Origin of the sequence: Pseudohaliea rubra DSM 19751 (assembly GCF_000764025.1) — a bacterium.
GTDB classification, from domain to species: domain Bacteria; phylum Pseudomonadota; class Gammaproteobacteria; order Pseudomonadales; family Halieaceae; genus Pseudohaliea; species Pseudohaliea rubra.
In genome coordinates this window covers 1-12,496 of the sequence record NZ_KN234781.1, presented here as the reverse complement: position 1 = coordinate 12,496, position 12,496 = coordinate 1, and the positions used below count along the sequence as shown (strand labels likewise).

At 66.9% G+C, this 12,496-nt stretch carries 12 protein-coding genes; 8 read left to right on the top strand and 4 right to left on the bottom strand.

The window, feature by feature from the left end:
- Window positions 1-30: 30 nt before the first annotated feature.
- Window positions 31-948: a histone deacetylase family protein gene (locus HRUBRA_RS11925; protein WP_084592627.1), complete on the bottom strand. Its 918-nt coding sequence runs from the start codon at window positions 946-948 to the stop codon at window positions 31-33.
- Between HRUBRA_RS11925 and HRUBRA_RS11920 the strand changes: the two genes are divergently transcribed.
- Window positions 925-3,693 carry a bifunctional acetate--CoA ligase family protein/GNAT family N-acetyltransferase gene (locus HRUBRA_RS11920; protein ID WP_201771597.1) on the top strand — a complete coding sequence of 923 codons (2,769 nt, stop codon included), beginning with the start codon at window positions 925-927 and terminating at the stop codon, window positions 3,691-3,693. The genes HRUBRA_RS11925 and HRUBRA_RS11920 overlap by 24 nt on opposite strands.
- 31 nt (window positions 3,694-3,724) lie before the next feature.
- Here the strand turns inward: HRUBRA_RS11920 and HRUBRA_RS11915 are convergent, their stop codons facing one another.
- Entirely contained in the window at window positions 3,725-4,987 is a 1,263-nt protein-coding gene (locus HRUBRA_RS11915) for a cytochrome P450 (protein WP_236629861.1), read from the bottom strand.
- Window positions 4,988-5,076: 89 nt separating this feature from the next.
- Between HRUBRA_RS11915 and HRUBRA_RS11910 the strand changes: the two genes are divergently transcribed.
- The 3 genes from HRUBRA_RS11910 (at window position 5,077) to HRUBRA_RS11900 (ending at window position 8,182) form a co-directional block, all read left to right on the top strand.
- Window positions 5,077-5,835, top strand: coding sequence for an SDR family NAD(P)-dependent oxidoreductase (locus tag HRUBRA_RS11910; protein ID WP_084592624.1), 759 nt, complete (start codon window positions 5,077-5,079; stop codon window positions 5,833-5,835).
- Between the two features lie 237 nt (window positions 5,836-6,072).
- Window positions 6,073-7,722 (top strand): AMP-binding protein, encoded by a 1,650-nt coding sequence (locus HRUBRA_RS11905; RefSeq protein ID WP_035517508.1) that lies wholly within the window; start codon window positions 6,073-6,075, stop codon window positions 7,720-7,722.
- 7 nt (window positions 7,723-7,729) lie between these two features.
- Complete coding sequence (locus HRUBRA_RS11900; RefSeq protein ID WP_035517507.1) at window positions 7,730-8,182, top strand: YaiI/YqxD family protein; 453 nt, start codon at window positions 7,730-7,732, stop codon at window positions 8,180-8,182.
- Here HRUBRA_RS11900 and folE read toward each other — a convergent pair.
- Entirely contained in the window at window positions 8,179-8,859 is a 681-nt protein-coding gene (gene folE / locus HRUBRA_RS11895) for a GTP cyclohydrolase I FolE (RefSeq protein WP_052094790.1), read from the bottom strand. The genes HRUBRA_RS11900 and folE overlap by 4 nt on opposite strands.
- Before the next feature lie 194 nt (window positions 8,860-9,053).
- Here folE and HRUBRA_RS11890 point away from each other — a divergent pair, with 194 nt between their 5' ends.
- From HRUBRA_RS11890 to HRUBRA_RS11880, 4 genes are all read left to right on the top strand, one after another.
- Window positions 9,054-10,076: a type I glyceraldehyde-3-phosphate dehydrogenase gene (locus tag HRUBRA_RS11890; protein ID WP_035517506.1), complete on the top strand. Its 1,023-nt coding sequence runs from the start codon at window positions 9,054-9,056 to the stop codon at window positions 10,074-10,076.
- The gene (gene gap / locus HRUBRA_RS11885; protein ID WP_035517505.1) at window positions 10,076-11,089 is read left to right on the top strand and encodes a type I glyceraldehyde-3-phosphate dehydrogenase; all 1,014 of its coding nucleotides are present in this window, start codon (window positions 10,076-10,078) and stop codon (window positions 11,087-11,089) included. Before HRUBRA_RS11890 ends, gap begins: the two co-directional genes overlap by 1 nt.
- A complete protein-coding gene (locus tag HRUBRA_RS15710; RefSeq protein ID WP_268870540.1) occupies window positions 11,086-11,217 on the top strand; it encodes a hypothetical protein in 132 nt (43 codons plus the stop codon). Before gap ends, HRUBRA_RS15710 begins: the two co-directional genes overlap by 4 nt.
- Before the next feature lie 71 nt (window positions 11,218-11,288).
- Window positions 11,289-11,870, top strand: coding sequence for a YSC84-related protein (locus HRUBRA_RS11880; RefSeq protein WP_035517504.1), 582 nt, complete (start codon window positions 11,289-11,291; stop codon window positions 11,868-11,870).
- Here the strand turns inward: HRUBRA_RS11880 and HRUBRA_RS11875 are convergent.
- Window positions 11,871-12,496: LutC/YkgG family protein (locus HRUBRA_RS11875; RefSeq protein WP_052094788.1), on the bottom strand; the 626-nt coding region annotated here is incomplete at its 5' end.

Sequence of the window (12,496 nt, the reverse complement as noted above, 5' to 3'; positions counted from 1 at the left end):
GTCAGAAGTTTGCACATCTGCCCCGGCAAGCTAGCCCAGCATTGCCTTCAGATGGGCCTCGACGCTGCGTGCCAGGGCGTGCAGGTCGTAGCCGCCTTCAAGCAGGGAGATGATACGGCCCTCCGCGCTCTCGGCGGCTAGCGCGCACAGTTCACCGGTCACCCAGGCATAGTCGCTGTCGACGAAATTGAGGCCGGCCATTGCGTCGGCCTGATGGGCATCGAAACCGGCCGACACCAGCACCAGTTCCGGGGCGAAGGCCCGCAGCCGTGGCAGCCAGTTCGCCTCCACCGCGGCGGCGAAAGCCGCGCCGTCCGCACCGGCGGGGAGTGGTGCATTGACGACGTTGCTGTCGATGCTGTTGTAACCCGAGTGCGGATAGAACGGGTGCTGGAAGGTCGAGCAGAAGAGCAGCCGCTGATCCCCGGCGACGATATGCTCGGTGCCATTGCCGTGGTGGACGTCGAAATCGACGATAGCCACCCGGGACAGCCCGTGAGCCTCGAGGGCGTGCAGGGCGGCGACGGCCACGTTGTTATAGAAGCAGAAGCCCATGGCCCGGTTACGCTCCGCGTGGTGCCCGGGGGGCCGCACGGCGCAGAAAACCCGCGTTTCCTTGCCGGAGAGCACCAGATCCACGGCGAGAGCAGCAGCGCCTGCGGCACGTCGGGCGGCCGTGAGGGAGTCCGGGTTCATGGCCGTGTCGCCGTCCACCCAGGCCAGGCCGCCCTGCGGCGAGCGGGCATCGAGGTCGTCGAGGTAGGCCGGGTCGTGGACCCGCTCCAGCCAGGCGCGTTCGGCGAGCGGTGCATCGTAATGCACCAGGGCCATGTCGACGCCGCTGGCGATGAGCCGGTCGTTGATGGCCGTAAGGCGGGCGGGACATTCCGGGTGCAGGCCCATGTCATGGCGCAGGCAATCCGTGTGAGTGATATAGCCTATGGTCATGGCGTGCTGGAGACCCTCGCTGCGACTGTGGCACTATTCTCCTGTAAAAGCCTGGGTCTTGCACGGCCCTCGCCCCGCTTCTTTCGGGAGCTCGGCACCTTGAAAAGGCACTACCTGCACAAGCTCTTCGAGCCCCGTTCCGTCGCTGTCATCGGCGCTTCAGACCGCCTGGATGGCGTCGGCGGCCGCGTGTTGCATAACATCATCGAGGGCGGTTTCGAAGGGGAACTCTACCCGGTTAACCCCAACCGGGAAGCGGTGCAGGGGCGTGCGGCCTGGCCGCGGGTCTCGGCGATCAGCCGCCCCGTGGACCTGGCGATCCTTGCCATTCCCGCAGCAAGCGTCGCTGCGGCCCTGCGCGACTGCGCCGAGAGCGGGGTTGGTGCCGCCATTGTCATGTCTGCCGGGTTCGGTGAGATCGGCTCCGCCGGGGCCGGTCTGCAGGCCGAGCTTGTGGATATCGCCCGGACCCACGATCTGCCGCTCCTCGGTCCCAACAGCCTGGGTGTGCTGCGCCCGGCCTGGCATTTCAACGCCAGCTTTGCCAAGAGCCGGAGTCGGCCCGGGAAGGTAGCGCTGCTGGCCCAGTCCGTGGGTTTTTGCAATGCGCTCCTCGACTGGGCCGATTCCAACGACTTCGGTTTTTCCGCCGTCGCGTCCCCCGGCGCCGCCTCGGATGTGGATTTCGGCGACCTGCTGGATTTTCTGTCCGTGGACGCGTCGACGCACAGCGTGCTGGTCTATGTGGAGCGTATTACCGATGCCCGTGCCTTCCTCAGCGGTCTGCGCATGACCGCACGGGTGAAGCCGGTGATCGTTCTGAAATCCGGCCGCAACGAGGCCGGTGATGGTGCGCTGGGCGATCGTGTCTTCGATGCCGCCATCGAGCGTGCCGGCGCCGTGCGCGTCAATACGGTGCATCAGCTGTTCACCGCTGCGCGTACGCTGCTGGCCGGTACCCGCATCACGGGGCAGCGCCTGGCGGTGGTCAGCAACGCCGGGGGGCCGGGTCGGATGGCCGCCGACCGGGCGCGGCGGCGCGGCGTCAGCCTCGCGAGCCCCAATGCCGGCACTTATGCCGCACTGCGCGCGCTCATGCCCACGCACTGGCAGCCGGACAACCCGCTGGACATCCTCGGTGATGCGGGGCCTGAACGTTACGCTGCCGCCTGCAAGGCGCTGCTTGAGGATTCGGAAGTCGACGGGCTGCTGGTGCTGCTTACGCCCCAGGGCATGACGGACCCTGAAGCTTGCGCAGCGGCAGTCATTGAGGCCGCGAAGGGCGCGCGCAAGCCTGTGGTGGCGTGCTGGATGGGCCAGGATCTGGTGGCCCGATCCCGGGAACTGCTGGCCGCGGCACGGCTGCCGCATTTCACCAGCCCGGAGCGCGGCGTGGATGCCTTCGCCTATATCGCCGCCTACCGCCGCAACCAGGCGGTGCTGCTGCAGGTGCCGCCGCCGGCCTCCGAGGAACAGCCTCCGGATATCGAGGGCGCCAGGCTGATGATCGAGAACGCCCTGGGCGAGCGCCGGGAGGCGCTCACCACGACCGAGGCCAAGGCCGTGCTGCGGGCGTTCCGGGTGCCCGTGTCGCCGGCGATCAACGCATCATCCCCTGCGGATGCCCTGGTGGCCGCAGAGACCCTCGGTCTTCCGGTGGCCATGAAGGTCAATTCTCCCGACATTCCCCGCAAGGCCGCTGTGGGCGGCGTGCGCCTGCGGGTACGCGACGCCCACGAGGTGCGCACGGCCTATCGCGACATCATCGCTCAGGTGAAAGCCGCCCGCCCCGATGCGCGCATCAACGGCATTTCCGTTGAGCCCCTGCTTGAAGCCGATGACCCGCGGGAGGTCGCCGTGGTGCTGGCCCGCGACCCTGCCTTCGGTCCCTATATCGGTATCGGCGCAGCCCGCGATGGCCTCTCGCCCATGGCCGGGCTGCAGGTCGCGCTGCCGCCGCTGAACGGGTTCCTGGCCCGAGAGCTGGTGCGCCGGGCCCTGGAGGGGGCGCCGCCGGAGACCTTCAGTGAGGCCGACGCGGAGTCCCTGGTTGCTATGCTGATGCGGGTCTCGGAGCTGGCCTGCGAACTGCCGGAGCTGGTCGAGCTGACCATGAACCCGGTGCGCCTGGGCGGCGACGGAGCCGTGGCCCTCGATGCGCGGATAGCTGTACATACGCGCGAGGCGAGCACGCGGCGCTACGGCCATATGGCCATCCACCCGTACCCTTCGGCCATGGCCGAGCACTGGCAGCTCGCCGACGGCAGTGACCTGCTCGTCAGGCCCATCCGCCCTGAAGACGCGGAAATGGAGCGCGCCTTTGTCGAGGGGCTTTCCCCGGAGAGCCGCTACTACCGTTTCATGTACCGGGTCGACAAGCTGTCACCGATGATGCTGGCGCGCTTCACGCAGATCGACTACGACCGCGAGCTGGCGCTCGTTGCCATTGCCACCCCCGATGGCCTTGCCCCGCGGATTATCGGCGTAGCCCGCTACGTGGCGAATCCGGACGGCGAGTCCTGTGAATTCGCGCTGACGATTGCCGATGACCTGCAGCACCAGGGCATGGGCCGGCGGCTGATGCAGCAGCTCATGAACGCCGCCCGTGACCGGGGCCTGGAGGTCATGGAAGGGGAGGTGCTGACGGCCAACCGGCGCATGCTGCGCCTCTGCGAGGGGCTCGGCTTCCGCCTGGTCTATAACCGCGAAGAGCCGGACGTGGTGGCGGTGCGCCGCCACCTCTAGCGGTGCTGAGGGCGGCGCCCGCGCGGGGCGCCTAGCGCAGCCGGTAGCGCACCGGGAGGGAGCGCAGCCCGCCGACGAAGATGGCCTTCACCCACTCCGGGTCTCCAGCGAGCTCAAGCTCCTCAAGCCGCGGCAGCAGCTCGCGGAAGAAGCAGGAGACCTCCAGGGTAGCCAGGTGCTGGCCGAGGCACATGTGCGAGCCGTAGCCGAAGGCCAGCTGCTGCTTCGGGTCGCGGCTGAGGTCCAGGCGGTGCGGCGCGTCGAAGGCGGCCGGGTCGCGGTTGGCGGCCGGGTACCAGAGAGCGAGGTTGTCACCCTCGCGGATGGTCTTGCCGCCGAGCGTCACCTCCCGTGTGGCGGTGCGTACCATGTGCCGCACCGGTGCCACCCAGCGGATAAGTTCCCGGGCAGCGCGATCGTCGAGGTCGGGCCTATCCCGCCAGAGGGCGAGCTGCTCCGGATGCTCGATGAGCGCCTTCATACCACCACCGATGGCGGCTGAGGTGGTGTCATGGCCGGCGCTGGCGGTGATGATGAAGTAGCTCATCTGGTCCAGCGTATCCATGGGCTCACCGTCGACCAGCGCATTGGCGAGGACGCTGGCGAGGTCATCTGTGGGCTGGCGCTTGCGTTCGGCGATCACCTCCGTGAAATAGTCGGTAAAGTCCTGGATCACCGCAAGGCCCGCAGTGGGGTCTTCGCTGCGCTGCAGCGACGGGTCCTGGCCGCCGAACATCTCCTGGGTCAGCTTGAGCATGGTCGGCTCGGCCTCCCGGGGCAGGCCGAGGATCGAGACGATAACCCGCAGCGGCAGCAACAGGGCCACATCGCGCACGAAGTCGCACTCCGGACCCTCCTCGACCATCTTGTCGACGAACTCCTTCGCCAGCGCCCGCACTTCCGCCTCGAGCTTGTCGATGCTGCGCGGCAGGAACCACTCCCGGGTGACCTTGCGCAGCTTGAGATGCTTGGGCCGGTCCATGTGGATCAGGGTTTCCAGGCCGTTCTTGTTGCCGAAGGTCTCCAGCAGCGCCTGCTCCATGGCCTCGGGCACAAGCACCGTGCGCGGCGCGCTGAGGAACTCGTCGTTGGCGCTGCCGATCGTCTTTACGTCGTCATAGCGCGTCAGGTTCCAGAAGCTCCGGTAGTCCGGGTGCTCGACCCAGGACACGGGGTCGGTGCTCCGCAGGTAATCGAACAGGGCATGCATGCTCACTTCGTCACCCATGATGTGCGGGTTGAGCACATCGGCGGGGTGGAAGGGCGGGGTGGCGGTCGCGGTGTTATCAGTCATTGGGGCATCCTCCTCCGGCGGCGAGAGGATAGCACGGCGGCAGCGGCTGCAAAGGCATCCGGCGCTGCCGTTACAGCGTAAGAGACGGGATGATGACTGAAGTGATAGTAAAGAAAGCAGAGCGCGCCGCCCTGGTCGTCGGCGCTGCGGGGGGCATCGGCAGTGCGACAGTGGTTGCGCTTGCAGAGCGCTACCAGCAGGTGATCGCCGTGAGCCGCCAGCCCCGGCCGCCGGCGGCCCTGGCGGACCTGGCCAACCTGTGCTGGCTCACCGCAGCGGCGGAGGAGGGGGCGATCGCTGAGGCTGCCCGGGCAGTGGCTGACCACTGCGAGAGTCTGCCGCTGGCCCGGGTCGTGCTGGCAACGGGGACGCTGCATGGCGATGGCTACCGGCCGGAAAAGTCCCTCCGGGAGCTTGATGCGGCCACGCTCGGACATCTCTACCAGGTCAATGCGGTGCTGCCGCTCCTCTGGCTCGCGGCGCTCGAGCCGCTGCTGCGGCGCAGCGACGGGGCGACGGTGGCCGTGCTCAGCGCCCGCGTCGGCAGCATCGCGGATAACCGTCTCGGCGGCTGGTACGGCTACCGGGCATCTAAGGCCGCTCTGAACATGCTGCTGCGTTCGGCGGCGGTGGAGCTCGGTCGCCGGGCGCCGCAGGTAGCCCTGCTGGCCTTCCATCCCGGGACGACGGACACGGCGCTGTCGAAGCCCTTCCAGGCGCGGGTCCCTGAGGGTCGGCTGTTCTCGCCCGCGTCGGTGGCAATAGCCCTGCTCGAGCGAATGGACGCGGCGCAGGCCGACGGCGAGCTGCATTTTGTCGATTATGCCGGCGAGTCCATTCCCTGGTGAGCGCGCTTTTCTGTGCCGTGACCTTATCGTATGCTCAAGGCTCCCGAGTAAGGTAGGCGCGGCATGGTCCGACAGCTCACGCCGGCTCTCCTGGCCGCCTGCGCCCGGTCCCTCTTCCTGCTCGCCCTGCTCGGCGAGCCCCTCGGGAGCGGTTTGCGCTCCCTGTTACTGCAATGATCGCGCGTCGGTCAGAGACACGCCGCTGAATAGCGAGACCATAAGAAAAGGAGAGACCCGATGGAATACCATACCCTGCCTGCGCAGCTTGCTCACTGGGCCAGCGAATGCCCGGAGCGCATCTGGTTGCGCGACCTCCGGGAAGAGGGCAGTGAGGACGTCAGCTGGGCCGAAGCCCAGTGCCAGGTGCAGGCGGTGGCCGCTGCCCTCGAGGAGCGTTTTGGCAGCAACAACCGCATGGCGCTCCTGTCCCGCAACCGGCCGCACTGGTTCCTCGCCGATCTCGCGATTATCGCCTCCGGCAACACAAGCGTCGCCTTGTTTACCACCTACCCGGCCTCCACCGCGGAATATGTGCTGGCCTTCACTGAGGCGACGGTGATGTTCGTAGGCGAGGCCGGCAACTGGGAGGCCGTGAAGGGTGTGCTGCCCGCGGGGATCACCCTCGTGACGCTGCCGGGGGTTGAGCTTGCCGAGCCGCATCTGCGCTGGGAGGACCTCCTCGTCGAGGGCGAGGGTCGCTCTCCGGCCTACGAGTGCAAGCCCGACGACATGGTCGCCCTCGTATTCACTTCCGGCACCACCGGTGTGCCCAAGGGCGTGATCCAGACCCACGAGAGCAATCTCGTTCCGATCCGCCGTTTCACCACCGCCTTCGGCACGCGGGAAACCCCCCGCTATTTGTCCTACCTGCCGCTGTCGCATATCGCGGAGCGGCAGATCGTGGAGTACTCGTCCCTGGTCACCTGTGGCGAGGTAGCCTTCAACGAGTCCCTCGAAACGATCCTGCGCGACCTGCAGCATACCCGTCCGCACATGTTCTTCGGCCCGCCGCGGATCTGGGAGCAGTTCCAGCAGGCGATCATCGCCAAGTTCGGCGGTCAGGACGCCATGGCCGCCGCCCTTGAGCAGGATAAGGCGGGAATCGGCAAGCTGGTGCTGGATACCATCGGTCTCGGCGAGGTCGAATACTGCCTGGTTGCCGCCGCGCCCACGCCGCCGGCGCTCATCCATTGGTGGGGCGAGCTGGGCCTGGTTCTCATGGAAGGCTTTGGCCAGACCGAAGCCATGGGGCTTATCCTCAACAGCCACGACGATCGCCGTGTCGGTTCCATCGGCAAGCCCATCGGCGAAGTTGAGTACAAGCTTACCGGGGAGGGCGAGCTGGCCGTGCGGGCCGAGGGCTGCACCCCCGGGTATTACCGCATGCCGGAGAAGACCGCCGAGCTGATCCAGGATGGCTGGCTGCACACCGGCGATAAGGCCCGGGTGGACGAGGACGGGTTCATTTACCTCACCGGCCGTGTGAAGGACTACTTCAAGACGATCCAGGGCAAGTTTGTGGCGCCGCCGCCGATCGAGGGCAGTTTCGCCGAGAACCCCCACGCCGAGCAGCAGTGTCTCCTCGGCCGGGGCTTCTCCAAGACCGTGATGGTGGCTGTCCTCACGGAGGACGCCATGCAGCGGCCCCGTGACGAAATTGAGCAGTCTTTCCGCGACACGGTGGCGGCGATCAACGACAGCGTAGAAAAGCACGCCCGCATCGGCGCGGTGATCGTCAGCAGCGAGCCCTGGGGCATCGAGAACGAGGTGCTCACCCCGACGCTCAAGATCCGGCGGGAGAAGATCGATGAGCGCTTCGGCGCCCTGGCCGAAGCGTTGGCTCGAGAGTCGGCCGAGGCAGGGCGAGTGCTTGTGCACTGGCACTGAGCGGGCTTTGCGTATCTGGGTGGATGCGGACGCCTGTCCCCAGGCGATCCGGGACATTCTCTTCCGCGCGGCCCGGCGCACGGGGGTCGAGATGACGCTGCTTGCCAATCACCCCCTCCCGGTGCCCCCGCTGCCGTCCATCCACTTCCGCCAGGTCCCCCAGGGTTTCGATGTGGCCGATGACGCCATTGTCGCCGCGGTGGGCGCCGGCGACCTCGTGGTCACTCAGGACATCCCTCTCGCGGCGGCGGTCGTGGAGCGCGGCGGCGAGGCTGTGAGCCCCCGGGGGGAGGCGTTTACCCGGGACAATATCCGCAGCCGCCTCGCCATGCGCGATTTGATGGCGACGCTCCGCGACGCAGGCCAGGTCACCGGCGGGCCGGCGGCCCTCGGTGCTGCCGATAAGCAGCGCTTTGCCAGCTGTCTGGATCGCTGGCTGGCCCGGGCGGTCCGCGCTTAGCGGAGAAACTCGGCCCTCAGCGCCGGGTCCTGGCGGAAGGCCCCGTCCATGGCGGTGGTGTGGGTCGAGGAGGTACCGTCCATGACCCCCCGGGACTTCACGCAGTAATGCACCGCATTGATGCTCACGGCGACGTCGGGCGTGTCGAGAAGGGTCTGCAGGGCCACCAGCACCTGGCGGGTGAGACGCTCCTGTACCTGGGGGCGGCGGGCAAAGAAGCGCACTACCCGGTTGATCTTGGACAGCCCGATGACGCGCTCCCGGGGCAGGTAGGCCACGCGGGCGCTGCCGTCGATGGTGACAAAGTGATGCTCGCAGGTGCTGGTGAGCTCAATGGCATCCACCCGCACGATCTCGTCCACCTGCATCTTGTTCTCGATCACGGAGATGCTCGGGAAGCTACGATAATCGAGCCCTGAAAAGCTTTCGTCCAGGTACATCTTTGCGATGCGGTGCGGCGTTTCCGCCAGGCTGTCGTCCGCGAGGTCCAGACCGAGGGTCTTGGCCACGTCCGTGAACGCGGCGCGCAGGCGCGCATATTTCTCGTCGCGGCTGAGGCCCGTGGGCACCATAGGCGTCTCCAGCCCCGCATTTTCCAGGGCTGTACGTACGGCGATGGCCTCCGCAGAGAGGTCGTGGTCAGCATGGGCACGGGGGTTGAGGGCAGTGGCTTCCATGGTAGGTCTCCTTTTGCGTCCCGGGGTGTACGCGCCGTGGCCCGGCGTGGATTCGCCCGGCGTGGATTCGCCCGGCCGATACCGCTGCGGGGAAGGCCGGATCGGCCGCTATCGTTTGCGCTGTGTCCGATCCGGTGCAACACTGACTTTGCGGTGACGCGCCGCTACAGCCACCCTGCAAGGGAGATTGCGAGATGAACAGCTCAAGGCCGCTGCGCCTGGGGCTCATGGGCTTCGGTCGCACGGGCCGGCAGCTTTTTGACCTCAGTTCGGCCAGCGAGGATATCGAGATCGTCGCCATCGCGGATATCGGCAGGCCGGATATCCTGCTCTATCTGTTGCGCTCGGAGGTTGAAGCCCCGGAGCAGTACTACCTGGAGGGTAACTTTGTCTGCGGTCCGCGGAGCCGTGCACGGCTCATGTCCACGGACCAGCCCGGGGAGATGCCCTGGGACATCTTCGGGGTCGATCTGGTGATTGATGCTACCGGCGTTTATCGCAGTGCCGAGGTACTGCGGCACCATCTGCAGGGCGGCGCGCCGCGAGTGATGCTGCGTTCTCTCCCGGAAGACGAGATCGACCGCATCGTCATCCCCGGCATCAATGAGGACAGCATCTCCGCGACGGACCGGTTGATCTCCGCGGGCTCGGCGACCACCTCGGCACTCTGCCTGCTTCTTCACACCCTGGCAAAGGAGTTCGTCATTGAGTGTGGCAGCCTGACGACTGTGCATGCTTACACGTCGGACCAGGCACTCCAGGATTACGCCGGGGGCGACTACCGGCGCAGCCGCTCCGCTGCCCGCAACATCATTCCCAACGCGCACGATGCCGGTCGCTGGCTCGGCCATGTGCTGCCGGCCTTTGCCGGCAAGATCAACACCTCCACTCTCAATGTGCCGGTGCAGGCCGGGTCACTCCTCGATGTCACCCTGGTGATGGAGGAACCGTCGGTCACCGCCCAGGCCGTGAACGAGGTTATGCGGGCCGGTGCGGCGGCGCAGCCGGAGCGCATCGGCGTGGTCGATGATCCCATCGTCTCCTCGGATGTGCTCGGCAGCGAACTGTCGCTGCTTTTTGACAGCCAGGGTACGCAACGCGCTGGCGAGCACTTCATCAAGACCCTGTCCTGGTACGAGAACCGGGGCCACGCCAAGCGCATGCTGGAAGTGGCCCGGCTCTACGGTAACCTCGGCGCTGTGACGGAGGTGGCGTGATGGCGGCCATGAGAATTGCGATCAACGGCTTCGGGCGTATCGGCCGTTCCGTGTTCCGCGTGCTGGAAACCGTTGAGGGCGTGGACGTTGTTGCCATCAACGACCTTTTCGACCACGAGGCTCTGCGCTACCTGCTCCAGTACGACACGGTCATGGGTCCCTTCCGCGGCCCCCTCGCTCTCGAGGATGATCATATCGTCACCGACAAGAGCCGCGTGCGCATGCTCAGCGAGCGCGACCCATCGGCGCTGCCCTGGGCCGAACTCGCCATCGATGCAGTGGTGGAAGCCACCGGTGTTTTCCGCAGCGCCGCACAGTTGCAGCAGCATATCGACGCCGGTGCCGGTCGGGTGGTCCTCACGGTGCCGGCCAAGGATGCCATCGACTACACGGTGGTCCTGGGCGTTAACGATGAGGGCCTCCGTCCCGAGCATCGCACCATCTCCAATGCAAGCTGCACCACGAACTGTCTGGCGCCGATGGCGAAGGTCCTGCACGAGGAGTTCGGCATTCTCGAAGGCGTGATGAATACGGTGCACGCCTACACCAACGACCAGCGCCTCGCAGACGTACCGCACTCGGACTGGCGGCGCAGCCGGGCGGCGGCGGAGAATATCATCCCTACCTCCACCGGCGCTGCCAAGGCCGTGGGCGTAGTCTTGCCGGAGCTCAAGGGTCGCCTTGACGGAATCGCCTCACGGGTGCCTGTGTCCGATGGCTCGGTGGTCGACTTGTTCGTCAAGCTGTCGCGGACCGTCACGCCGGAGGAAGTGAATCGCGCTGTGCTCGCCGCTTCGCGCACGGAGCGGCTCCAGGGCATTCTCCAGTACAGCGAGCGGCCCCTGGTATCCTCGGATATTATCGGCAACAGCCACTCGTCGATCTTCGACGCTGGCTTCACGTCTGTCACCAACGGGCGCTACCTGAGGGTGCTCAACTGGTATGACAACGAGTGGGGCTACAGCTGTCGGGTTGTCGACCTGCTGAAGAGGGTCTCGGGCTGGGCCCGGTGAGCGCGGATGACCCCCGGGCGGAGCTGCTCGAGCGCAGCCGGGAGCGCGGCGGCGAGGCTCCGCTCCTGCGGCCGGCGGTGCTGGCGAGCATTGCCGCTAGCGCCGCGGCTATGCGCAACACGGGATAGCGGCCCCGCGGTCGCTGGCGTACACTCGGTGCGCCCGCAAAGCATCCCTGTACCGCCCGAGAGGAACCACCATGACGAGACATCTTTTCACCACCCTTACGCTCTGCCTCGGCCTTTCTTTGAGCGCCTTCGTTCAGGCGGATGACAAGTACGCCGATGCGCTGGATGCGTTCCAGCGTGCCGGTGAGACAGACACCTTCTTCGAAACGGCCTATGGCTACGCGCTGTTCCCGACGATCGGCAAGGGCGGTATCGGCATTGGCGGCGCCCATGGCAAGGGGCGGGTCTATGCCCAGGGGGAGTACGTCGGTGATGTGAAGATGACCCAGCTCACGCTTGGTTTCCAGCTCGGCGGTCAGGCCTACAGCCAGATCATCTTCTTCGAAGACCGTCGGGCCTTCGAGATGTTCACTTCCGGGAATTTCGAGTTCAGCGCCCAGGCCACGGCGGTTGCCCTCACGGCCGGCGTCTCTGCGGAAGCTTCTACCGGCGGCGGCACCTCGGCCGGCGCCAGCGGCGGGCAGCACAACGCGTCCACGGTGCACGGCGGCTATCGCAAGGGCATGGCCATCTTTACCATTGCCAAGGGCGGCCTCATGTATGAAGCCAGCCTCGGCGGACAGAAGTTCAGTTACACGCCGCTCGGCGTGTAATCACAGCGCCCGGGCTGCCGCCAGGCAGTCCGCGGCATCCCTGGCGACCAGCACTACCTGCAGCGCGCGCGGTCCGTGGGCGCCGAAAACCATTTCCAGGGCGATATCCGCCGTGCTTGAGGGTCCGGAAATCAGGTGGACGCCTCGCGGGCGCTGCTCTGGCCCCAGCCTTGCCTGCAGTGCCGGCCACAGGTCGTCGAGGCCTGCGACTACATCCTCTCCGTTGACGAGCACGATGTGGTCTTCCGGCAGCAGGTTGTTGCGCGCCGGGTTGTCGCGGCCGCTGGTGAGTACGACGCTGCCGGTCTCGCCGATCGCGAGCCGCGCGTAGCTGACGGCAGCAAGGTCGCCGGGCTCCAGCTCACCAAAGCGGGGCAGCAGTCCGGCATCGCGCCAGGGCAGGGCTGCGAGCCGCGGGTCCTGCCCGGCGACCAGCTTGCGACTGCCGTGCCGTGCACCGAGAAACTCGCCGATGGCGCGCACCGCGGCGCCGCGGTCCGCTACCGCATCGACGCCCGCCTGATTGCGCAGCAGCTGAGCGAGGAGGGCGACCCGTGGGTCCCGGTGCAAGGCGCGCGGCGCGGGCCCCTCGCCGAGGGCAGCGAGAGCGGCGTCCACCGCGCCTT

What these genes read in the sequence shown, in the direction of transcription:
- HRUBRA_RS11925 (WP_084592627.1), bottom strand. Translation starts at nt 948, where the DNA reads ATGACCATAGGCTATATCACTCACACGGATTGCCTGCGCCATGACATG.
- HRUBRA_RS11915 (WP_236629861.1), bottom strand. Translation starts at nt 4,987, where the DNA reads ATGACTGATAACACCGCGACCGCCACCCCGCCCTTCCACCCCGCCGAT.
- HRUBRA_RS11910 (WP_084592624.1), top strand. Translation starts at nt 5,077, where the DNA reads ATGATGACTGAAGTGATAGTAAAGAAAGCAGAGCGCGCCGCCCTGGTC.
- HRUBRA_RS11905 (WP_035517508.1), top strand. Translation starts at nt 6,073, where the DNA reads ATGGAATACCATACCCTGCCTGCGCAGCTTGCTCACTGGGCCAGCGAA.
- folE (WP_052094790.1), bottom strand. Translation starts at nt 8,859, where the DNA reads ATGGAAGCCACTGCCCTCAACCCCCGTGCCCATGCTGACCACGACCTC.
- HRUBRA_RS11890 (WP_035517506.1), top strand. Translation starts at nt 9,054, where the DNA reads ATGAACAGCTCAAGGCCGCTGCGCCTGGGGCTCATGGGCTTCGGTCGC.
- gap (WP_035517505.1), top strand. Translation starts at nt 10,076, where the DNA reads ATGGCGGCCATGAGAATTGCGATCAACGGCTTCGGGCGTATCGGCCGT.
- HRUBRA_RS11880 (WP_035517504.1), top strand. Translation starts at nt 11,289, where the DNA reads ATGACGAGACATCTTTTCACCACCCTTACGCTCTGCCTCGGCCTTTCT.